This window comes from Shewanella ulleungensis (genome assembly GCF_014648315.1).
GTDB lineage: Bacteria > Pseudomonadota > Gammaproteobacteria > Enterobacterales > Shewanellaceae > Shewanella > Shewanella ulleungensis.
In genome coordinates this window covers 78,350-99,754 of the sequence record NZ_BMQW01000008.1, presented here as the reverse complement: position 1 = coordinate 99,754, position 21,405 = coordinate 78,350, and the positions used below count along the sequence as shown (strand labels likewise).

The 21,405-nt window shown below is 42.3% G+C and carries 26 protein-coding genes; 15 read left to right on the top strand and 11 right to left on the bottom strand.

Annotated features, from left to right (window positions below; all coding sequences use genetic code 11):
- Window positions 1–96: 96 nt before the first annotated feature.
- Window positions 97–930 carry an HDOD domain-containing protein gene (locus IEY40_RS15080; RefSeq protein ID WP_188957583.1) on the top strand — a complete coding sequence of 278 codons (834 nt, stop codon included), beginning with the start codon at window positions 97–99 and terminating at the stop codon, window positions 928–930.
- A gap of 64 nt (window positions 931–994) precedes the next feature.
- Here the strand turns inward: IEY40_RS15080 and IEY40_RS15075 are convergent, their stop codons facing one another.
- On the bottom strand, window positions 995–1,423 hold the full coding sequence (locus tag IEY40_RS15075) for an Lrp/AsnC family transcriptional regulator (protein ID WP_188957581.1): 429 nt from the start codon (window positions 1,421–1,423) through the stop codon (window positions 995–997).
- 170 nt (window positions 1,424–1,593) lie between these two features.
- On the opposite strand from IEY40_RS15075, the gene yjeH reads away from it, so the two are divergent.
- Window positions 1,594–2,868, top strand: a complete 1,275-nt coding sequence (gene yjeH / locus IEY40_RS15070; protein ID WP_188957579.1) for an L-methionine/branched-chain amino acid transporter — start codon at window positions 1,594–1,596, stop codon at window positions 2,866–2,868.
- A 12-nt stretch (window positions 2,869–2,880) separates the two neighbouring features.
- Here yjeH and IEY40_RS15065 read toward each other — a convergent pair whose 3' ends face one another.
- Together IEY40_RS15065 and IEY40_RS15060 are read right to left on the bottom strand one after the other, a co-directional pair.
- Window positions 2,881–3,333, bottom strand: coding sequence for a tellurite resistance TerB family protein (locus IEY40_RS15065; RefSeq protein ID WP_188957577.1), 453 nt, complete (start codon window positions 3,331–3,333; stop codon window positions 2,881–2,883).
- A gap of 127 nt (window positions 3,334–3,460) precedes the next feature.
- Entirely contained in the window at window positions 3,461–4,012 is a 552-nt protein-coding gene (locus IEY40_RS15060; RefSeq protein ID WP_188957575.1) for a DUF2780 domain-containing protein, read from the bottom strand.
- Between the two features lie 170 nt (window positions 4,013–4,182).
- On the opposite strand from IEY40_RS15060, the gene IEY40_RS15055 reads away from it, so the two are divergent.
- The 5 genes from IEY40_RS15055 (at window position 4,183) to IEY40_RS15035 (ending at window position 7,410) form a co-directional block, all read left to right on the top strand.
- Complete coding sequence (locus tag IEY40_RS15055) at window positions 4,183–4,899, top strand: hypothetical protein (RefSeq protein ID WP_188957573.1); 717 nt, start codon at window positions 4,183–4,185, stop codon at window positions 4,897–4,899.
- 22 nt (window positions 4,900–4,921) lie between these two features.
- Complete coding sequence (locus IEY40_RS15050; RefSeq protein WP_188957570.1) at window positions 4,922–6,361, top strand: DUF4145 domain-containing protein; 1,440 nt, start codon at window positions 4,922–4,924, stop codon at window positions 6,359–6,361.
- A 32-nt stretch (window positions 6,362–6,393) separates the two neighbouring features.
- The gene (locus tag IEY40_RS15045) at window positions 6,394–6,624 is read left to right on the top strand and encodes a hypothetical protein (protein WP_188957568.1); all 231 of its coding nucleotides are present in this window, start codon (window positions 6,394–6,396) and stop codon (window positions 6,622–6,624) included.
- Window positions 6,582–6,872, top strand: coding sequence for a hypothetical protein (locus IEY40_RS15040; protein ID WP_153913091.1), 291 nt, complete (start codon window positions 6,582–6,584; stop codon window positions 6,870–6,872). Before IEY40_RS15045 ends, IEY40_RS15040 begins: the two co-directional genes overlap by 43 nt.
- Before the next feature lie 268 nt (window positions 6,873–7,140).
- Complete coding sequence (locus tag IEY40_RS15035; RefSeq protein WP_101033035.1) at window positions 7,141–7,410, top strand: hypothetical protein; 270 nt, start codon at window positions 7,141–7,143, stop codon at window positions 7,408–7,410.
- Between the two features lie 292 nt (window positions 7,411–7,702).
- Here IEY40_RS15035 and IEY40_RS15030 read toward each other — a convergent pair whose 3' ends face one another.
- From IEY40_RS15030 to IEY40_RS15020, 3 genes are all read right to left on the bottom strand, one after another.
- Window positions 7,703–8,035, bottom strand: coding sequence for a hypothetical protein (locus IEY40_RS15030; RefSeq protein ID WP_188957566.1), 333 nt, complete (start codon window positions 8,033–8,035; stop codon window positions 7,703–7,705).
- Window positions 8,036–8,286: 251 nt separating this feature from the next.
- Window positions 8,287–8,595, bottom strand: a complete 309-nt coding sequence (locus tag IEY40_RS15025; RefSeq protein WP_188957564.1) for a hypothetical protein — start codon at window positions 8,593–8,595, stop codon at window positions 8,287–8,289.
- Between the two features lie 104 nt (window positions 8,596–8,699).
- Window positions 8,700–9,689: a LysR family transcriptional regulator gene (locus IEY40_RS15020; protein ID WP_188957562.1), complete on the bottom strand. Its 990-nt coding sequence runs from the start codon at window positions 9,687–9,689 to the stop codon at window positions 8,700–8,702.
- Window positions 9,690–9,814: 125 nt separating this feature from the next.
- Here IEY40_RS15020 and IEY40_RS15015 point away from each other — a divergent pair, with 125 nt between their 5' ends.
- A complete protein-coding gene (locus IEY40_RS15015; protein WP_188957560.1) occupies window positions 9,815–11,020 on the top strand; it encodes a multidrug effflux MFS transporter in 1,206 nt (401 codons plus the stop codon).
- 98 nt (window positions 11,021–11,118) lie between these two features.
- On the opposite strand, the gene IEY40_RS15010 is transcribed toward IEY40_RS15015, so the two are convergent.
- Window positions 11,119–12,093, bottom strand: a complete 975-nt coding sequence (locus IEY40_RS15010) for a hypothetical protein (protein WP_188957558.1) — start codon at window positions 12,091–12,093, stop codon at window positions 11,119–11,121.
- A gap of 123 nt (window positions 12,094–12,216) precedes the next feature.
- Here IEY40_RS15010 and IEY40_RS15005 point away from each other — a divergent pair, with 123 nt between their 5' ends.
- The 7 genes from IEY40_RS15005 to IEY40_RS14975 all read left to right on the top strand — a co-directional run bounded on the left by IEY40_RS15005 (window position 12,217) and on the right by IEY40_RS14975 (window position 19,044).
- A complete protein-coding gene (locus IEY40_RS15005; protein WP_188957556.1) occupies window positions 12,217–12,828 on the top strand; it encodes a tRNA-uridine aminocarboxypropyltransferase in 612 nt (203 codons plus the stop codon).
- Window positions 12,829–12,847: 19 nt separating this feature from the next.
- Window positions 12,848–13,228: a hypothetical protein gene (locus IEY40_RS15000; protein ID WP_188957554.1), complete on the top strand. Its 381-nt coding sequence runs from the start codon at window positions 12,848–12,850 to the stop codon at window positions 13,226–13,228.
- 32 nt (window positions 13,229–13,260) lie between these two features.
- Window positions 13,261–13,899: a class I SAM-dependent methyltransferase gene (locus tag IEY40_RS14995; protein WP_188957553.1), complete on the top strand. Its 639-nt coding sequence runs from the start codon at window positions 13,261–13,263 to the stop codon at window positions 13,897–13,899.
- A 118-nt stretch (window positions 13,900–14,017) separates the two neighbouring features.
- Window positions 14,018–15,325 (top strand): amidohydrolase, encoded by a 1,308-nt coding sequence (locus IEY40_RS14990; protein ID WP_188957551.1) that lies wholly within the window; start codon window positions 14,018–14,020, stop codon window positions 15,323–15,325.
- 46 nt (window positions 15,326–15,371) lie between these two features.
- Window positions 15,372–16,700 (top strand): M16 family metallopeptidase, encoded by a 1,329-nt coding sequence (locus IEY40_RS14985; RefSeq protein WP_188957549.1) that lies wholly within the window; start codon window positions 15,372–15,374, stop codon window positions 16,698–16,700.
- A complete protein-coding gene (locus IEY40_RS14980) occupies window positions 16,697–18,145 on the top strand; it encodes a M16 family metallopeptidase (RefSeq protein WP_188957547.1) in 1,449 nt (482 codons plus the stop codon). Before IEY40_RS14985 ends, IEY40_RS14980 begins: the two co-directional genes overlap by 4 nt.
- 374 nt (window positions 18,146–18,519) lie before the next feature.
- On the top strand, window positions 18,520–19,044 hold the full coding sequence (locus tag IEY40_RS14975) for a hypothetical protein (RefSeq protein WP_229777126.1): 525 nt from the start codon (window positions 18,520–18,522) through the stop codon (window positions 19,042–19,044).
- Window positions 19,045–19,069: 25 nt separating this feature from the next.
- On the opposite strand, the gene IEY40_RS14970 is transcribed toward IEY40_RS14975, so the two are convergent.
- From IEY40_RS14970 to IEY40_RS14955, 4 genes are all read right to left on the bottom strand, one after another.
- Window positions 19,070–19,405, bottom strand: a complete 336-nt coding sequence (locus IEY40_RS14970) for a DUF2956 domain-containing protein (protein ID WP_188957545.1) — start codon at window positions 19,403–19,405, stop codon at window positions 19,070–19,072.
- Window positions 19,405–19,869 carry a tRNA (uridine(34)/cytosine(34)/5-carboxymethylaminomethyluridine(34)-2'-O)-methyltransferase TrmL gene (trmL, locus tag IEY40_RS14965; RefSeq protein WP_188957543.1) on the bottom strand — a complete coding sequence of 155 codons (465 nt, stop codon included), beginning with the start codon at window positions 19,867–19,869 and terminating at the stop codon, window positions 19,405–19,407. Before trmL ends, IEY40_RS14970 begins: the two co-directional genes overlap by 1 nt.
- A gap of 288 nt (window positions 19,870–20,157) precedes the next feature.
- Window positions 20,158–20,316 carry a YqaE/Pmp3 family membrane protein gene (locus tag IEY40_RS14960; protein ID WP_011635799.1) on the bottom strand — a complete coding sequence of 53 codons (159 nt, stop codon included), beginning with the start codon at window positions 20,314–20,316 and terminating at the stop codon, window positions 20,158–20,160.
- Between the two features lie 336 nt (window positions 20,317–20,652).
- The gene (locus tag IEY40_RS14955; protein ID WP_188957541.1) at window positions 20,653–21,336 is read right to left on the bottom strand and encodes a hypothetical protein; all 684 of its coding nucleotides are present in this window, start codon (window positions 21,334–21,336) and stop codon (window positions 20,653–20,655) included.
- Window positions 21,337–21,405: the final 69 nt, after the last annotated feature.

Genomic DNA, 21,405 nt, shown 5'->3' with positions numbered 1-21,405 from the left:
TAATCATTCATTGCATTAGCAATTATTTGATTTATGTTGTGCTAATGTTATAAAAGTGATTTATATACGTATCAGTTAATTTAAGGACCTAAACATATGCCGTCTGCTGAATTATTAAAAAGAGTCGATGAGTTACCGCGTTTACCTAAAGCCGTCAGTGAGTTACTTGATGCCGTTAATAATGAAGATAGCTCAATAAAAAGTATCTCTGCAAAAGTTGCGCAAGACCCATTAATTAGCGCAAGAGTATTACGCCTCGCAAACTCAGCTCATTTTGGTCGCAGTCGTGAAGTCGGTTCTATTGAAGATGCTGTTGTCCGTTTGGGGATGCAAACATTACGAACGTTAGTTATTGCTTCGGCTGTTGTTGGGGCGATCCCAAATGCCGAAGGTATCGATTTAGCTGAGTTTTGGGGCGAAACCTTTGAGATTGCACTGTATTCTCAAGAAATAGCCAAAGTGTGTGGTGTGGCGCCAGATGAAGCATTTACCTGTGCCATTTTACATAAAATTGGTGATTTATTAATTGCAGTCGTTGAGCCGGCTGTGGCGGCACAAATTCGAGCAGCTGTGGCAGAAGGTGCAGATAAACAGCAGCTTGAGAAAAGTTTACTCGGGTTTGACTCTCCATCTGTTGGCGCGTTATTGGCAACAAACTGGAAATTTGCCCCGTCGTTAGTTCAGGGGATTGAATTTCAACGTGCGCCGCTCAAGGCTAAGCCCGCTTCAAAACTGGCAGCAGTCATTTATTTGTCTCATGAGGTTTTTGCTTACTGGGATGATGAACGTGACGATGAGTCATTTACTGCATGGTTAGCAGGTAAAGCGAATAATGAAGCAGGTATCATCAAAATGGATATGTCTGGCCTAGGCGACAAATTGGTGACGTTAAGAGGTAAAGGATTAGAGATAGGTAAACAACTCGCATAACTTATTTCTACTTTTAGTCATTAGCAATTAACGCCATTATAAGCTCTGTTGTTACAGAGCTTTTTTATGCCTGATTATTAATCCACTCGCTCATCACCACATGGGTTTTTATTTTAACGATATCGGCTTGAGCATCAATAAACTCTCGTATTTCATGTAATCGCTGCATCGAGTTTGCGTGCACATAAACCAGTAAGTCCATATCGCCGGTGATCCCCTGGCAAGTAATGACTTCAGGAATGGTGGTAAAAATATGGATCACCTCAGCGCAACGTGCACAGCGGTGTTGAATTTCAAAATATGCAGATACGCCTGACTTTTGTGATTCGCTTAGTAAAACTTGATAACCGCGAATAACCCCGGCTTGTTCTAATTTCTTAATGCGCTCGGTCACTGCACTACGAGACAAATTCACTTGTTCGGCAATGAATGAAATACTCTGTCGAGCATTGAGGCGTAATTCGCTTATAATCGCTTTATCAAACTTATCCAATACAGTATTCCGGAGTTGTTGTTAATGTCAGCTCTGCGACATATTGTCGGTATATTATGATAATTCCGTCATTTTGTCGGTTTGTTCGTACAACTTGCGTAGATTAAACAACAGAATGTTTAGCCAATGCCACTTATAATATCGCAATATATCACAGCAAGAATAAGAATATGAATCAAATAACAGGAACGATAGGCCGCTGGCAAGGTGCAGGGTTAATGGCCACCACATTGCTGGGTACAGGAGTGTTTATTTTACCGCAAATGACCATTGCGGTAGCAGACTCAGGGGCATTGCTGGCCTGGTTAATATTAACGTTAGCTATTATTCCTGTGGCATTAGTCTTTGGTTTGCTGGCGAGTCGCTTTCCACATGCGGCTGGACCTGCCTATTTTGTTGAAAAAGCCTTTGGTAGAACAGCTGGGAGAACTATAGGCTTAATCTTTTTATTGGTTATCCCGATTGGCGCTCCGGCTGCTATTTTAATGACTTTTCAGTTTATGAATGCCTTAATTCCATTGCAAGGCGGTTGGCAATTAGTCGCAGAGCTGATTGTCGTGCTGATGCTACTCGGTTTGAATATTCGGGGCATTCAAGTGTCGGCTAAGCTGCAATTTGCGCTTACTTTAGCCATAGTGACGGTAGTCGCACTGTTATTTGGTGCCAGTGGACTTAACTCTGAACAGCTTGAATCATTTAACCAAACCAGTCATCCACAAATGAGTACCGTTATGGTTGCCATGGGTATTGGTTTTTGGAGCTTTTTAGGCATAGAGGCGATGACACATTTGGCCAGCGACTTCCGCCGACCGGACAAAGACATGTTACCTGCTATTTTAATGGGGACACTTTTGGTTGGGGTTATTTATTTAGCATGCACTTTTTTGCTATTGATGGTACCAACCGATAAAACGGGCCTTGCGATGATAAGTGCCTTTGATTATTTGCTCAGTGACAGTTTTTTACATGGCTATGGGGCACAAGTGATCGGTATTTTAGGGATTGCCAGCGGCTTAGCGACCGTAAATGTGTATTCTGCTAGTGCTGCCCGACTATTGTGTAGTTTTAGTAATGAAGGAATTTTGCCTAAATACTTTGTGAAATTAAACCAACATGGTGTGCCATTTAGAGCTCTTTTTTGCATCCTGGGCAGTATGGCCGTTGTTATTGTATTGACCTTTTATTCTGGGCAGGATTTAGAGAAGTTGATAGCCTGGAGTAACGGGGTATTTGTGATTATTTACTTATTAGCGATGTTGTCTGCCGCTAAGTTACTCAGTAAACGCTATTGGCCTTTGGTGGCTGCAGGTTGTGTGTTTTGTATTGGGATTGGCATCGCACTAGCAGACAATATGATATACGTGCTGGTGTTGGTCATGGTGATTGCCCCCTTTATGTGGTGGCAAAAAAATCATTTACAACGCAAGCAATTGTCCGCGAGTTAACCTAGGTTTTACTCATGCAGATTGTTGTATAGCAATATTACGCATCTGAATTAATTCGCTGTGCTTAAGGTAGAGTAAATCGGCAGTACGGCGAATGATTTGGTCTTCAAACTGAGATAATTCACCGTCGGCATAAGCTAAGCGCCACATTGACAATAATAAACTCTGTTTATCTTCAATGCTAAATTGCGCATTAATTTCAGAGGTAAATTCAAATAGCGAAATAGCATCGTGACGCGCTTGTTTGGCCTCATCAGCTAACTCTTTGGCTTGTTCGGAGTTAATGCCTAAGGTATTGACGAGCATCTTTGGTAGTAAAGCCGCTTCAGCATCAGCCAGTTTTTCGTCGGCATAAACCACTTCTAAGAGTAAAGTTGCCGCTGCTAAATTGAGATGCTGGGCCTTTTCTTCTGGGCTACTTTCTTGAGTATGTGACTGAATAAACTGTTTTAGTTTGGCGATCATACTAGCTCCGCTATTGGGTTAAATCACTTTGATGCTAGCAAAAATGATAATCCCAAGCGAATGGCTTGGGATTAATTAATGTTAACCAAAATTAATAGGGTCTAATTTAACCCGAACTCGGGATAAATTACAGTAATGAACCTAATCCTTGGGTTAACAAACCTACCGTGCCTTCGCTTCCGCTTTGTTCTAGGTAGTTTTTAGCAATATCGACCATAGGTACGATGTACTCTTTTGAAATTCCAAGCTTTTCAAACGCATCGTATACCATGGCAGTGCCTTGCAATGATGAACCTAAATCGCCCGCTTTAGAGAGTAAACCTGACATACCACTGTCTGACGACATTGATGGTACAGCCGCCAGTAAACCATCGGCATTAGGGATGCTGCTAGTTAGTTGGCTAAAATCGTTACTGCCTAAATTAGTTTGTGCCAAACTCAGTAATGAACCTAATCCACCTTCTGCTTGGTTTTGGCTTAAACCAAGTTGAGACATCACGCTACCCACTAATTCAGTAGATTGTGCCGTCGTCGTTGTTTCTGCTACAGCCGTTGCCGCTGCTGGGGTTTCGACAACTTTTTTAGCAGCTTCAGAAGCTTTGTCTAACCAACCAGCTGATGCAGGTGATGAGAATGCTAAGACAGTAAATAGTACCGGTAATGCGGATGCTAATTTCATAATGCGTGTCCTGTATAATGATATAAATGGCTAAACTAAGGCACTATTTTACCCTGATTTGACTAAATGCGACAGGAGATTGATTTTTTAGCGATTTCAATTGTGCAAATTGAGGCTTTTTTGGTTATCCTAAGCGCCATATTTATTGTTAATCGATTATTGGAATTTACATGTCATTGTTTGCTCTTTTGACTGAAGCATTAAACTTTTTTCGAAACCATATCCGTCAGCTGGCAGCACTGACTTTGCCGCTGCTATTAATTCAAGTTGCTATCCAATTATGGCTCGGTAATGAAATGTTAACTGCCGACCCAGAAAACCCACAATTTGGTGTATCTCATGCTGCTGTTATGATGGTGCTATTGTTGGTCTTTTCGGTGCTCATTGCTGCCTTAACATTATTTTTAGAGCTACGGTCGCAAGGGCATGAGTTATCATCTGGGCAAATTCTAAAAGCCAGCTTGCCGTTTGTACCGCCTCTATTACTCGCGGGCGTATTTTCTGGTTTAGCGATTTTAGCGCCTGTGATGATCTTTGCGGCTTTTGGTCCATTATGGTTAATTGGCTTAGTGGTGAGTTTGTATTTGTTTGCTCGCCTGGCCTATGTCAATTTTATGGTCGTGGTTGAGCGCTTAACGCCACTCGAAGCGATTAAAAAGAGCTTTAGCTTTAGCGCAGGTTCAGTGGCATTTAAAACCATTGCAGTATTAATGTTATATGTTCCACTATCGTTATTTGCGGGCATATTTACCCAAATGGCCACACAAGTTGGATTTCCACTACAGTTAGTCGTCGAAACCCTATTTGCGTTTATCGGTTTATTTGTCAATATTGCCTTATTTAGATTGTATATGGTTAATCGCCAACCAATCGATTTGGAAAAATAACTGATTATACAAGGAGAGACCATTGTTAAATGATGATGCGTTTATTGATGGTTTCTCTGAACACTTAAGTGAAGATTATCGCCTTGCCAAAAGTTATGTTCGCGATATTCCCACCCAGGCACTGGTATATATTCGCAGTTTTACCCATAAGCTCACCAGCCAATTAGCTTCGCCTCATGGACTCATATTCACTAGTCCGAATTTATACGACCGTATTGAGCAACTACATCAAGCCAGGCTGATTGACCCGCCAGCCGTACGGGCATTGCATCGTTTACGTAGCGACGGCAATCGTGGTGCTCATCCTGAAAAATACCATCTAACCCAAGCGCAACTGGTTACGATTGCTGAGAAGTCGATTGAGCATATTTTGCGCTTAGTGGCCAAGCTCTATCCTGTAGTGCATCAGCAAGTTGCTCCCTCTTATACTTTTGAGCCATTTGATTCCTTTGCTGGGCGAGATCTGTGTTACCGGGCTGTGATGAATAACGATGCTGAAGCGCAGTATCTAGTGGGAATGTCTTTAAAAGCCAAAGGCTTAATGCTACAAGAGCAAGAGCGAGCATTGGCGCAAGCTGCTACCGATGTGTCAACAGAAAATAAGCTGTTTACTAAGGGCGAACATATCACTGCCGCTGATGCATTTGCTCAAGCGGGTTATTGGTTTGCATTGTCTTCACTTCAGTATAAAGCCGCTGTGTTTGAGCATGGCGTGAGCTTATTGCATGGTTATAGTGGTGAGGCTAATCAGAGTGAGGGCGAGCAATTAATCGCTCAGGCCGCAGATAGCGGCATTGTTGAAGCTCAGGCATTACAAGGCTTTTTCTATCTGGTGGGCAGTGACCAATTTGAGGTTGATTTAATTCAAGCCGAACGTTTACTCACCCTGGCCGCTAATGCCGAAAATGCTGAAGCAATGTCAAATCTAGGGGTGTTGTATTACCAAGTAAAGCAGTTTGAAAATGCGTTTTTGTGGATTAATAAGGCGGCTCAAGCTGGTTACCCCAATGCCCAGTATCATTTGGCGCTAATGTTAGCAGAGGGCTTGGGGTGTTCATCCGACTTGGCTGCCAGCCAGCAATGGATGCTTGAAGCAGCAGAGCAAGGGCAAGTTGATGCTATGTTGCATTGTGGCAGTCACATTTTGCATGACGACAATGCCAGTCAGCAACAGCGTGTTAAGGCCGAAGGCTATTTGCACCAAGCCATTAAGTATGGTCACAATGTGAGTGCCATGATAGAGCTGAGTGTGGCATTAGCCGACGGTATTTTAGGGCGTATTGATGTGGTGCAAGCCGCGTATCTGCTGACCTTAGCTAAGACTCATGGCAATGATGAACACTTAGAGGTTATTGAGCCATTATGGCAATCGCTGGCAATGCAAATCGACAGTGTTATTGAGCTTAACCCGAGTGAGGATGAAATGATTGCTTTGCAACAAGCGAAGTTATTGCTGGGGTAAGTTTAGCGAGTTGAAAAGGGAATTTTATAAACATGAAAAGCACCGACCCTCGTGAAAGCGGGTTAGTTCATTGGCTGTCTTTAGTGGTTGCACTGAGTATTGCTCAAAGTATTTTTTGGTATTTAGATATTGATGTTGAGATTAGCTTAACTATTGAATACATCGGGACGTTAATCGTTAAAAGCAGCTTAATCGCGCTGTTATATGCCAAGGAGAAGTCGTGGTCGGCGATAAAGGTCAAATCCAAACAACTAAAGCTTTAGCAAAATTTTGCGCTGAACATCATTGTCCGCCCGGTTGGGTTTCTCGTTTAAATGAAATTGCTGAGTTGCTTGAGCGAGACGATAAGAAAATAGTTTTATCTCGTCTAAAAATGTTTAAAGGTGGCGGTATGGGCTCATTTCTCGATATTTGGCCTGAGGTTGCATTTGAACATGAAACTCCAGAGTATATTGAAGTTATTTGGTGGGCCTTAATCGGTCACTGGCGAAGCCAAATGGATCGTCTGTAAAGGCATATAACAAGCCAATCAAGCGGGAAAATTTACAGTTGGCTTTTTTTCGCTTCGCTCAATATTTTAGCCAACTATAAATTTCCCCTTATTGGGGCGTTGAGGCTGTAGAATTTCTATTTTTATTGAAAAATAGCCATTTTTTAGGGTTCCAAATGCATTACCTAGTGTCTTAAAAGCGCTTAGGATTGATTTGAGGAGCTCTTTTTTTCATTGAATTTGACTGTTAGAGTTATTCTACAGTCTCGTTATATGCTCAAGGAAGGTTATGCGAATCGTTGACTGTTATTCTGAAACATCAGACATTGGCCCTGATATAGTTATAGTGGAAACTGAAAATTCAGGATTTACACTATTAATGTCACGTTCGGGCGATCCGTATGATCACATGAAAGTATATTTTGATGACGAAGAAATACTTGAAGGTTCTCGTTCAAAGGAAATTCTTAACACTCTTTCCAGTGTAAAAAACGATTTAACTGGAGAGGCCTTAAATATATATAACGGTATTCTGGCAGCGATCGAAAAGAGCATATAACAAGTCATTAAAGCAGGAAAATTTACAGTTGGCTGTTTTCACTGCGTTCAACATTTTAGCCAACTATAAATTTCCTCTTAATGAGGCGTTCTATTATTTATGCTTAAAAGCGTTTTGTTGGTTGTATCGATAGCCGCAGTCACGGGCTTTAAGCCCCCTGAACAAGCCGCTGCATTTGCTCAAAAGCAAAACCTATCACAGTGTCGCAATCTTTTCCTATAGCAATTCATCATTTAGCACTTCGAAAATCCCTGTCGCTTACGCAAACAATCCATAAACCTTTTTTACCGAGTTAATCCGCCTGGTGTTCGAATGTTCTGCCCGTGGTTTTAGTCTGGTTGGCTCCTGATGGCTTAAACATATCTGCATAAGGCGCTGCAGGCTCGCGCTTTACATTGGCGTAGTGTTGATACGCGTTTTCTTGCTCTGCTTGCTGACGACGCAGCATTTTTTTACCTAAAAATCGCAAGGTAAGAAAACTGATTAAGCCAAACAATAGTAAAAATGGCAGTAAAGTAATGGCCACTAAAGTCATAGCGAAAACCATTATTAATGCCAAAATTGGATTCATGTTTGTCACACGATGTTTAAAATTAGTGCTGTTAAATGTTTGGTTAACGTTCATGTAGGCTCCTAAATGCGGCTTATCCTATTGTCGACTCGAGAGTATTGTTTGTGTTCACTCATTGAACTCATCAACTGAGGGGCTGCGCCTGAAATATGTATGATTGTTGAACATGCAGTGTGCAACGAGTAGACATAATATGTCACGTTAAACTGAGTTAATGTTTTAACTATTGCCTACTCTTTAGAGCCACATTAACTTGATAAGGTTGAAGGGTAAGGTGCTCTTTGCTTAACAATTAACGTTAGCGATTAGTGGTTAATTGTTCTGTTATTTTTGTATTGCTTAACTGAACATTCCCTTTCAATATTGGGATGTTGCTGGTACATGTTCTGCTGCAAGTTTGTCGATGAAACCATGTTTGAGGCAGGGGTTTGTTTACCTAAATATTGACGACTTAGTAATGTCATACCAATAAAACCCACTATTAAAAACAGCAATATTAATGGCAACAAAATCAGGCTGCCAACAATGATCAATAATAAGCTTAATAAAGCGTTGAGCGGGCGCATTTGGCACAAACGTTGACGAATATGCCATAAGTTAATTGAGCTGAACATTGTGGTTCCTTTACCGTAAATACATTGTCGCTAAAGCGTATTTTATATACACAATATTTTGAGTGCTGTTAGCCGCAAAAGTTCACCGTTTTAGAGCGTTTTTGTTAGCTTGGTATGACAGTTTGGATTATATGGTTGTTGGCAATGGCGTTATCGACACTGTTAAAAATAAGGTGACGAAACCATTGATGTCCTGGCTCTTGGTTGTTACGTTCGTGCCATAAAAACACATACGCCATCGGCATAAAATCAAATGGCAGTGGGATAGACTCTAGCGAATAGAGTTTTTGTGCATGGATGGCAAAGCTCGAGGGAAGAGTGAAAATAAGATCGGTATGTGCGCATACACTGGCTGCGCCGTAAAAGTCAGGCACGGTTGTCGACAAGTTGCGATGTAAACCTAAATTTGCTAAATAATAATCGAGCGCCCACCAGTCATTGCCCTCGCACCTTACTTGCACATGAGACATTCTTAAATATTGGGTTTGATCCCATTTCCCCGATTCGATAACCTTTAAAATAGGATGGTTTTTGCGAACTAAACATACCTGATGGTCGTTAAACAGTGTCTGATACTCAATACCTTCGGGAACATGCTCTATTTTGAAGTCGCTTTGTGGATGAATATCTCGGCCCGCAATACCAAAATCGATTTGTCCTTGCTGTAAATCTTGCATCGACTTTTCTGTCCATACATATGAGTCTAATTTTACTGATGGTGCTTGTTGTAACAATGGCCCGATAAAATAGGGAATCAATGTTTCATAAGCACTTTCGACCATTGAAAATGTAAAGTGACGCTGGCTACTCGCTGGGTGAAATGTGGGGGGTTGAGTTAACTGATATAAGTTTTGTAGCACAGGCAAGAGTTTTTGTCTTAACGCTAACGCATGCGCGGTCGGCTTTAATCCATGAGCAGTGCGTTGAAACAAGGGGTCGTCTAATGCTTCTCGTAGCCGATTTAAGCTTTTGCTCACAGCAGATTGGCTAAGGTGCAAGCGATGAGCAGCACGGGTCACACTTTGCTCCTCAAGTAACACTTGTAAAATAACCAGTAAATTAAGGTCAACACGCGCTAAATTATCTAAATTCATCAGATATTCTCAAATGGAAATTCACTTTGGATTTTATATCATTTCTGTTCATACCACCATTTGGCATATCATAGCGCTCCATTAAGGGTGACCTTTCGCTTTTTTAGATTAAGAGAAATAATATTATGCATCGTAACCTACTGCCATTATTGATGTTTATGGTGCTATTAAGCCCATTGGCTATCGATATTTATCTTCCATCTATGCCAACAATGGCGCTTGAGTATGGGGTGTCGAACAGTGAGGTTCAGTCTACTTTAGTATTGTTTTTATTTGCTATGGGTGTTGGGCAGATATTAATTGGCCCATTAGCCGATCGCTTCGGTCGCAGACCCGTCGCCTTGTTTGGTATTGTGCTTTACGGTATTAGCAGTTTGTTGGGCGCTTACGCGGTTGAATTTGAATTATTACAAGTGGCACGAGTGTTTCAAGGTTTAGCCGCATGTTCTACTTCTATTGTCGTGTTTAGTGCCGTACGCGATTGTTATGACCGTAAGCAAAGTGTGTCGATATATAGCTACTTAAATGGCGCTATTTGTGTTGTTCCTGCGCTAGCACCGACTTTAGGTGGTTTATTAGCACTGCAGTTTGGCTGGCGTTCAACGTTTATCTTTATGGCTATCTATGCCGTAATCGTATTGTTTATTGTCGGTTTCCGTTTCCCGGAAACACGCCCTCTTAACACAGACAGTACAGGCCCACTTTATCGTTGGGGACGTTACAAGCCAGTAATTGGTGACCCGCATTTTATGTTTTATGCATCATGTTGCATGATCGCGATGGCCTCTATTTTATGTTACGTGTCTTACTCACCAGTATGGTTAATCGGTCACTTGGGTATTTCTGAACTGATATTTAGCGGCTTATTTGGGTTAAATGCTTTGGTTAACGTCGCAGCATGTTTTGCTGCCCCAGTATTGATTAAACGAATTGGTAATCGCCCTGGTGTAGTAGTGGCATTGTCGCTAATGGTCTTAGCGGCTATGGTTGAAGTGGTATTGCAATTAGTTGGACCAGAGCAAGGCATTGCTGCTGCTATTGCCTTTATGGCACCTATGATGCTGCTTTGTGTTGGTTTTGCCCTATTGCTTGGGCCTGCTACCAGTATGGCGTTATCGGCCTTTGGTGAGCGCGCAGGTACTGCAACGGCAATGTTAGGCTGTATTCAAATGAGCGGCGCATCGATTTTAACTGCACTTATCCAGTTAACCGATATACCAGCACCTTATGCCATTGCGATTGTGATGGGTGGATTTTGCAGTGTGTTACTCGCCATGATGGCAATGAACCGTTTAAGCCATCTGCATCAAGAGCAACTACAACACGATTAATTAAATATCCCGAGCTCAGGTTAAATAATAGTAATATCACCTTTACCCGCAGTATGCTAACCACATTCTGCGGGTATTTTTTCTCAATACTAGGTTTCTTAGAAGCGCGCGTTAACACCTACACTAAAGTTAGTTTGTGAGTCGTTCTCATATTCGCCATCGAAATTTGAATAGCTAAGTGAGAACTTAGCTGAGAATATATCGGCAAAACGCCATGTATAGCGTGTGTTTATGCTAGTAGATGTGTCTGTTTGGTCAATACTGCCTACATCGTCATAATTGGCACTACTGAAATTATAATGAGTATCGGTATTACCTTGCTCAATAACAGCACCGACAGACCATGAATTATTAATATACCAATCGGCATTAATGGCAACATTATATCTGTCGTAAGTAATGTTCTGCCCAGAATTACTGTTTGTTACTTGCCCTTGGTCATTAGTGTCGGAGTTTAAAAAATGATTACTATATTGCTCATCGCTGTAGGCCAATGTACCTGTAAGCATTACTCCGACGGTTGATTGCAGTGGAATAAAGTGCTCGTAAGTTAAACGGAAAGCATCAAAGTCATTACTGTAATATCTTTCAGAGTTATAGCTTGCAGATGTAAAGCTTGTCGCTTTAGATTCAGACATTGTGCTGTAACCTAGGGTTAAAGCTGAATGGTCGGTGAAAAAATACCCTAGATTGACAGCGTAAATGGTGAAGCTATCAAGAGTGGTAGAGTATTCATATTCCTCAAAGTCTACCTGACTCACTTCTGCATTGATAAACCAATTAGAGTCAAAAACATATTGGCCAGAAAGTGCATATATATCATCGAAATCAGAAGTCGAATAACGTACTGCAACCTTTGACCCTTGGTGAAAAAAGTCAGCGAGCGCATAAGGCTTGTCTGCTTGTTCAACCGCGTTAAAATAATAACGATAGTTGGCATTAAATATACCATCACCGCCATCGTCTGAATCTAAAAAGCCGATTTCAGCTTCGTGGTGATAAGCATTGTCTTGAGCGGCATAAACAGAACTTGTAGAAAGTGCGAGCATTAAGGCAATAGACACCGTTGTCATTGTTATTACCTTAGTTGTAGTCATAATTCCAGTCATAATAGTGGTTCTTCCTTGAGGTGGTATCATAAGAGTGGAATATACTGGATTGCGCTTTACAAAATTGCAACATAAATAAGATTAAATATGAGTAGAAGTTATTGTATTAATTGCCAATACCCACAATCAGCTTGCATTTGTCATGCAGTAAAACCAATCACTACAGCAACTGACATTATCATCATGCAGCATCCATCTGAGGTGGGGCATGCTAAAAATACCGTTAGGTTGCTCAAGCTGGCGTTGCCGCAAACCCAAATTTATGTCGGTGAAACCGCAGCTGACTTTGCTGAGTTGCAAGGGTATTTAGCTGCGCAAACTCGACCTGTGTTGATTGTGTACCCTAATGAGCACAGCAAAGCTGCAAGTGAGGTTGAAGCCGATAATAAAGCGATTATTGTGCTAATTGATGGCACCTGGCGTAAAGCTTACCGTATGTTGCAGCTTAACCCATGGTTGCTTAACTATCCGTCATTGCACCTTGAGTGTGAAGATGAGTCGCAATATGTAATCCGCAAAGCCAAACGCAGTGACAGTTTATCAACCCTTGAGGCTGCGGTTTATACATTGGAAAATTTAGAACCTGACGCCGATGTTGCGCCAATATTTGCAGTGTTTCACGCAATGGTGCACCATAAGTTATCCGCCATGCCTACGGCGGTTCGTCAGCGCTATAATAGCGATAAGTTTACGTGGTAGGACTCAAAGGATAGATCTTATGAACACTCGCCTTGTTGGAATAGTTATTTTTATATGTGTTGCCAGCATGCTCTCGGTCAATGCTTATGCGACAGATAAGCCACATAAAAAAATGACCTTGGCAGAAAAGGGCGAACAAGCGCGTATAGAATCAGCCGAGCTTGAACAAACCCAATTGCAAAAAGCCCGTGATGCCGCGAATGCCACCGCGGAACGCGAACAAAAAGTGTTAGCCAAGCAAGAGGCAAATGACTGGGAAGCGCAGCAACTCGAAAAAGCTCAAACACAATCTGAACAGCGCTTAACACGTGAACAAAAATACTTACAGCAAGCGCAAGAAGCTGCGGCGCAAACTCGTAAAATCCCGAAAGAAACCAGCGACCCAGCGCAGTCTGAGTAGTACCATATTTGTCGTGTTTTGGAGTATTGTCTTTGTCGTCTTGCCCATTGTGTCACCAACAAACCTTTGCTTTTCATCAAGATAAAAACCGTCAGTATGTACGTTGCCAGCACTGTTACTTAGTGTCGGTACCCGTACAGTTTTATTTAGATGAAACAGCAGAAAAAGCCCAGTATGACTTACACGATAATGATTTTGCCGATGCCGGTTACCAACGGTTTTTGTCGCGTACACTTACGCCACTACTTGCTCGCACCGGGCTTAATGCCAAAGGTTTAGATTTTGGCTGCGGCGAAGGCGCTGTGCTCAGTCAAATGGCTGCAGCCCAGGGTGTCAGTGTTGCTAATTATGATTTGTTTTATCACCCAGATACTCAGGTGCTTAATCTGCAATATGATTTTGTGTGTTTAACCGAAGTGATAGAGCACATTGCCGATGCTCATCAGTTAATTGAACGCTTAAGTCAATTGTTGTTACCCGGTGGCATTTTAGCCATTATGACTAAGCGGGTGCTTGGCTTAGAGGCTTTTATTAATTGGCACTACAAAAGTGACCCAACCCATATTAATTTTTACTCCGTCGAGACCTTTGAATGGCTGGCACAACAACAGGGTTGGCAGCTTGAAATCATCGACAATGACGTCGTATTTCTACAGCTGCCATCGATATAAACTTGAGTATGTTAATAAATAGATACAATTGTCTGTAGGGTAAATCGGTAAAACAGTTAACAACAGAGGCGTTTCAGGGTAGTTTTGTTGCTCAAATAACAACAAAAATGGACCTTACATGCGCCTGACCTCCCTCGCTTTCTTGCTTGCTAGTGTATTTGCTAGCAGTGTTTACAGTTCATCTACCGTGGCCAGTGTGCCTAATGCTGCAGAATTAACCGCTCAAGTCGAAAGCAAAGTGATTGCATGGCGCCGCGACCTACACCAACATCCTGAATTATCAAATCGTGAATTTCGCACCAGTAAAGTGATTGAGAAACACCTCAAATCGCTAGGGCTTGAGGTGCAAACGGGTATTGCACATACCGGCGTGGTCGCGATTCTTAAAGGCGGTAAACCTGGGCCGTTAATTGGTTTACGTGCCGACATGGACGCACTGCCCGTGACCGAAGTCGTGGATTTACCTTTTGCCTCTAAAGCTACTGACACTTATCGTGGCCAAAAAGTCGGTGTGATGCATGCCTGTGGTCATGATACGCATGTGGCGATGTTGATGGGCGTGGCCGAAAACCTAGTGAAGGTAAAAGACAGTTTGGCTGGTGATGTGATGTTTATTTTCCAGCCGGCTGAAGAAGGCGCACCAGAAGGTGAGCAAGGCGGCGCTGAGTTAATGCTAAAAGAAGGTTTGTTTGCCAAGCGCAAACCCGATCAAGTGTTCGGTATGCATGTCACATCAAGCATGCCAACTGGCGTGATTGGTTTACGCTCTGGCCCTGCGATGGCCAGTGAAGATTCTTTTACGATCAAAGTGATGGGCAGACAAACTCATGGCTCGCGCCCTTGGGGCGGTGTTGACCCTATCGTGGCTTCTGCGCAGATCATCAACAGTGTGCAAACCATTATTAGCCGTCAGGTCGATATTACTAAAGCACCTGCAGTTGTCAGCTTTGGTGCCATTAATGGCGGCATTCGCTCAAACATTATTCCTGATGAAGTTGAGCTTATTGGTACTATTCGCACTTTTGATCAAGATATGCGCGCCGACATTAAAGTTAAATTGGCTGAAATTGCCACTAATGCTGCTAAAACCCTTGGGGCTACCGCCGTGACGGAGATCCAACCAGGTTATCCGGTCACAGTAAATAACCCAGAGTTGGTCAGTAAAATGCGCCCAGTGATAGCCTCTGTTGTGGGTGATAATATGCTGATTGAACCGGGATTAATTACCGGTGCAGAAGACTTTTCTTACTATGCGTTAGAAACCCCAGGCATGTTTTTCTTTTTAGGCGTAACGCCAACAGATAAAGACCCAAGCCAGGTGGCCAGCAACCATTCGCCTGCATTTTATGTTGATGAAAGTGCGCTAAAAGTGGGTGTGCAAACCATGACCCAAGTTGCATTAACAGCACTTGGCGCGGCACAATAACTCAGTAAATAAAAACAATATTGGACAATAGCTCAAGGAGCAAGATATGACTCGCAAACTCATCGCTTTGTTGATGACATTAGGTGTGCTGAACACACCAACTGTGTCGGCAACACAAGCAGAAGACATTAACAGCTTTACCTTAGGTAATGGCATGAAAATCATGGTGCTTGAGGATAGCTCTATCCCTAATGCCAACATGTATATTTTTTGGAAAGTCGGTTCGCGTAACGAAGTCCCAGGTATTACTGGTATTTCGCACTTTTTTGAACACATGATGTTTAACGGCTCAAAAAAGTTCGGCCCTAAAATGTTCGACCGCACCATGGAAGCTGCTGGTGGGGCCAATAATGCGTACACCACAGAAGATATGACCGTATATACTGATTGGTTCCCTGCCAGCGGTATTGAAACGATTTTTGATCTTGAATCTGATCGTATTGCCAACTTAGATATTAACCCTGAAATGGTTGAAAGTGAGCGTGGCGTTGTGCAATCAGAGCGCACTACCGGACTTGAAAATTCTAACTGGCGCACTATTCAAGAAGCGCTTAAAAGTGTTGCCTTTGCAGCACATCCATACAGCTGGTCTGTGATTGGTTATGAGTCAGATATTGCCGCATGGACCCTTGAAGATTTACAGCAATATCATAAAACCTATTATGCACCCAACAATGCGTTAGTCGTGATTACAGGTGATGTAAAGCTTGCCCAAGTAAAAGCCTTAGCTGATCAATATTTTGCGCCTATTCCTGCCCAAGCGCCGCCAAAAGCCGTGCGAACAGTAGAGCCTGAACAAAAAGGCGAGCGCCGCGTGTTTGTTAAAAAAGAATCAGTAAGCACGCCAAACATTATGTTGGCTTATCATGTGCCAGCCACTAGCCATGCCGATTACTATGCATTGGATTTATTAGCGTCAATGTTAAGCGAGGGCAACAGCTCACGTTTTTACCAAGCGTTAGTCGACAAGCAATTAGCCGTAGCCGCCGAAACTTATATGCCCATGTCATTTGATCCAAACCTGTTTTATATCTTGGGTGTGGCCAATGCGGGTGTGAGCGCCGACACCTTAGAGCGCGCCCTTATTGAGCAAATTGATTTAATTGCCAGTCAAGGCGTAACTCAGCAAGAGCTAGAAAAAGTGAAAAACATCAAGTTGATGGGATTTTATCAAACCATGGAAACCATTAACGGCAAAGCCAATACTTTAGGTACATATGAGCTCTACTTTGGTGATTACACCAAACTGTTTAATGCCCCTGAAGCTTATAACAAAGTGACTCCAGCTGACATTCAGCGCGTAGCACAAACCTATTTAATTAAAGCAAATCGCACTGTCGGTGTGCTCGCTGCGACTGAGGAGTCAGACAAATGAAAACCAGCACTCATTCAACAATGACCTTGTCGTTATCAGCCATCGCGTTAGCGTGTAGTTTAAGCTTAGCCGGTTGCGCAGCCACACAAAAAAACACTACTGCTCCAGTAGCAGCAACGCCAAGTTTTGTGCTGCCAAGCTATCAAAAAGTCACCTTAGATAACGGCTTAACTGTTAATTTAATGGTGCAGAAAGAAGTGCCATTAGTCACCCTTGATGCGGTGATTAAAGCGGGTGCGGTTAATGACACAACTTCAGGTTTAGCTTACATCACTTCGCAAAGCTTAATGTTAGGTGCTGCAGGTCAATCTAAAGCTGATATTGAACAGCAGCTCGACTTTATTGGCGCTAGCGTGGATACCAATGCCGATGCAGAAGGCACTTATGTACGCGCAAACATGATGACCAAAGACATCGACAGTGTGTTAGCTATTTTCAGCAATGTTATTCGCCAACCCGACTTTGATTCTGCAGAATTTGATAAGCTTAAACAACGTGAAATTGTCGGTTTATCACAACAAAAAGAAAGTCCTCGTGCAGTGATTGGGCGCTACTTTAGTAAGCTGGTGTTTGGCAAACACCCTTATGCAAATCCGGCTTCTGGTAGCAGTGAATCGATCGCCACCATTAACGCCAATGAGCTACGGGCATTTCATAAAGGTTACTATCAGCCCAATAACATGACCATTAACGTGGTCGGTGATTTTGATGTTGCTGAGATGACCGCCAAACTCAATAAAGCGTTTGGTGATTGGCAAGCGACAGAAACAGTTATGCAGCCAGATTTGAGCCAGAATTTGCCGACACTAACGAAGCCAAGAGTGTTGTTAGTCGACAAGCCAGACGCCATTGAAACCACGTTTTTAATTGGTGGTGTTGGCATCCGTTACGACAATCCTGATTATGTCGGCTTAACTGTGGTGAATACCATTTTAGGTGGCCGTTTTACCTCATGGTTAAATGATGAGTTACGTGTCAATGCTGGGTTAACTTATGGTGCTCGCTCTGGTTTTAGCCCATATTCACAGTCTGGATTATTCCAAATTAGTACTTTTACTAAGTCGTCGACTACCAAAGAAGCCATCGATTTAGCTTTGCTTACGTATTCGCGTTTGTGGGAAAAGGGCATTGATCAAACGACGCTAGACTCAGCAAAAGCGTATGTTAAAGGACAGTTCCCACCTAAATACGAAACCAGTGGCCAGCTTGCTGGGTTACTGTCGGACATGTATTTATATGGCATGAACGATGATTTTATTAACCAATTCCAGGCGAAAGTGGATGGCTTAACATTGGCTGAAACTCAACGATTGGTAAACCAGTATTTCCCACAGCAAAACCTACAGTTTGTGCTAATTGGTAATGCAGATGAAATCGCCGATATTGCCGCACAATATGGTGAAGTGACCAAAGTCGCTATCACGGCATCTGGCTTTGGTCAGTAGTTAATATAACTAAAGCTGTTAAGTGTGTTTCATTGCCATTATTTGAGGTAAAAATATGAATACGTTAAAAAGACTGTTGATTGCGAGTTTTTGCTTGTGTGCTGCAATTGCGTGCTACCTCGATGGCGTGCCTGCTGGGGGGACACTATTTCTGCTTCTAGGTGTGGTATTAGAGGTGGCATTTTGGAGCATGCTCTTTCGCACACAGACCATAAATAAAATGGGCTAACAGTGTCGGCATACTTAACGCGCATGCTGTACGCCGTTAAAGCGAATTGGTGTTGAAGCATTAAAATGGCTCACTTAACTAGTGGGCTATTTTTTTAGGTTATATTATCTAGAATTTGATATGAACAGTTGCGGGAGGCATTGCAATGAAAATGAGCGGGGTATTGCTAGGACTGCTGACTTTGTATGTTCCTTTGACGGCACTTGCTGGGAAAGTGCCCTTAGCTGAATTGTGTGTTGTGTTAGCCGGGGAATGGCAAGGAACAGCTGCCAACCCAACCTTAGCGCCAATGGCGGTGAGTACCTCTGTTATGTGCTCTGCCGATAAACGTAATATCTACATTAGTGTCAGCCGCGGTAGTCGTTTTTCAAACAGCGAAACATGGTGGTTTAGGCAACAACAAGATAAGGTTTTATTAGTCTATGGCAATGGCGTGACGGAAGATATCACTCAACAACTTACCTTATACCAACAAGCAGGCAGCTTTTCATTTTTAGGAGAAGGTGAGATTAATCAGCGCCCTGCATTAGTGCAATTGCAGTTCGACCCCATTAAGGCCAGTATTGAACAACCAGTAGCGGGTTGGCAATGGCTGCAAAGCGCTCATTATCTGGATGACGACAGCGAACAATATCAAGTGGTGAGGGCACTAAGCTTGCTTAAGCCTTAATAATTATTTGCGACTTGATGTTGGATTACAACATCAAAAAGTAAGCTGCAAATCCTGCCCAACTTAGCAATAACAGCCCCAGTAACACCCAAGTCAGCGACGTCATTTGTGAGTATGACTCTTCGTTTAATGAATCAACTTCATCACTTTCATAATCGTTATTCTTGGCTTTTAAACGTTGCTTACGGGCTTTATCGCGCTCGCGAGATTTGGCTTTTTCGCGTTTTTTATACTCGGCGATACCCTTTTCAATTCCGGCAGCAATCAGCTTAGTTTGCTCTTTGGTTTGCCCCGGCTTTTGAGTGGCTTTGGCCATTGCCTGTGCATTATTTTGGGTTTCTGGCGACGGTGTTTGTTTCATTATTCTGCGCCTGCAAAACCAAGTTGTCGCCATGCTTCGTAGCTAATAATAGCGACAGAGTTAGACAGATTTAAACTGCGGCTGTTGGCCGTCATTGGTATACGCAAACGCTGCTCTAGTGGCGTGGCGTTAATAATGTCCATCGGTAAGCCACGAGTTTCAGGGCCAAACAATAATACATCATCTTCTTGAAAGGCAATTTGAGTGTGTGGGCGACTGCCTTTGGTGGTGCATGCCATGATGCGCTTACCCGGCATAGCGGCTAAAAAGCTCGCGTAATCTTTATGACGAGTGACCCGAGTTAAATCGGCATAGTCTAACCCAGCTCGACGAAGTTTTTTCTCTTCTAAATCAAATCCTAATGGTTCAATTAAATGCAGCTGTGCACCATTATTTGCGCATAAGCGGATAATATTTCCGGTATTCGGAGCGATTTCGGGTTCGTAGAGTGCGATATGAAACATAGTCACCTTAAGGCTTTGCGAGGCTTAAAAACAGGAACAAATTATACCTCAGTAGGAGGGTAGCGTCATCCATGTAAGAGCAGGTTTACCATAAAGCGAGGGATTCAATATTGATAGGGCTTATAGCGCAGTTGTCAGGATAATTTCCTGGGTTGTTTGAGTTGCTGGTGAGCAAGCAATTGTTAGGTAAAAATTACGAGTTAATGGCAATATTTTCCGATTGACAGCTGCGCAGCTACAGCCTTATAGCTGCGCAACAACATCATAAATACTGTTGATTAACCGACACTAGCGCTTAGCAATAACCCAAACGGCATGCACAATGCCAGGGATGTAACCCAATAAGGTTAAAATAATATTTAAAAGCAAGGTCTTACTTAGTCCTACTTGTAAAAACACACCAAGAGGTGGTAATAAAATCGCGATTAAAATACGTAGTAAATCCATAATATTCTCCATTTTTATAATGATGGGGCTTTCCCCTAACGGTATTAACTTACATGTAGTACAAAGCAATTATCGGACCAGTAATTATGTTTACTTTGTATGATGTCTTTTAGCAGCTAGCAACCTTAAGCTCAATATCCGGTAAAAAGTGAGATTATTGCAAGTGAATTTAGCGCGGTTAATATTAGACGATAACTGCTTGAAAGCTATTTAGGTGAATGAATATTACGGCTTAAGCAGTTAAAACATAATTGATTTAACTGGAGATTGAAATGAATAAACATAAAACGTATACAAAGGAAGTTAAGTCGCTTCATTTTATTTAATAGCAATAAACTAAAATGACTTAATTTGATATTTTTTTTCAGTTAAGTGCGATTTAATCACCTCTGCGTTTTTACATTGGGCATTTAGCCATACCGCCATTGGAAACTGATAAAAAACCATGGCAGAGTCTTGTAATAGCATTGCAGGAAAATTGAGTTTATTGGCCGCAAAATTAATTCCTTGTTGATCGCCATAAACATAATCAACTTTTTGTTCTAATAATAACGACAGACCCTGTTCGATTGTCTCGACAAGTTGCAGCTTAGCTTCTGCATCGACAAATGAGCGTATTTTTCGGTCTTCTAGCGAGATGGGTAAGTGCGCAATTACTTTGTCTTTTAGTTCGTTACCGATAAACACATGTGGTTCAGCTAGACGAAATAACATCAATGGTATGGTTTTGTCTGCCAATATCACCTGTAAATGCAGTGCGGAAGGCGTTTTTGGTGGTAAGAAGCTCAAGCACCAATTGTTACTATTTAATTGTTTTTGCGCAGTTGTGCTATTTACAAATTTCACGTTGGTATTTAACGCGCTATATGCAAAAGCGCGCTGCAATAACACCACAGCTTCACCTTGGTCGGCACTGTATTGAGTCAAGTAAGGAGGATACTCAAAGGCAATGACGTCAATGTCTTGGGCTTGGCTGGTAAAAATACAGCAGCATAGTAAACCAACGATTATTTGATACATATGACGCTAAGTAATGTAATGATACTGTTAAGCATAGCATCAGATTCGTGATGTTTTAAACTAATTATT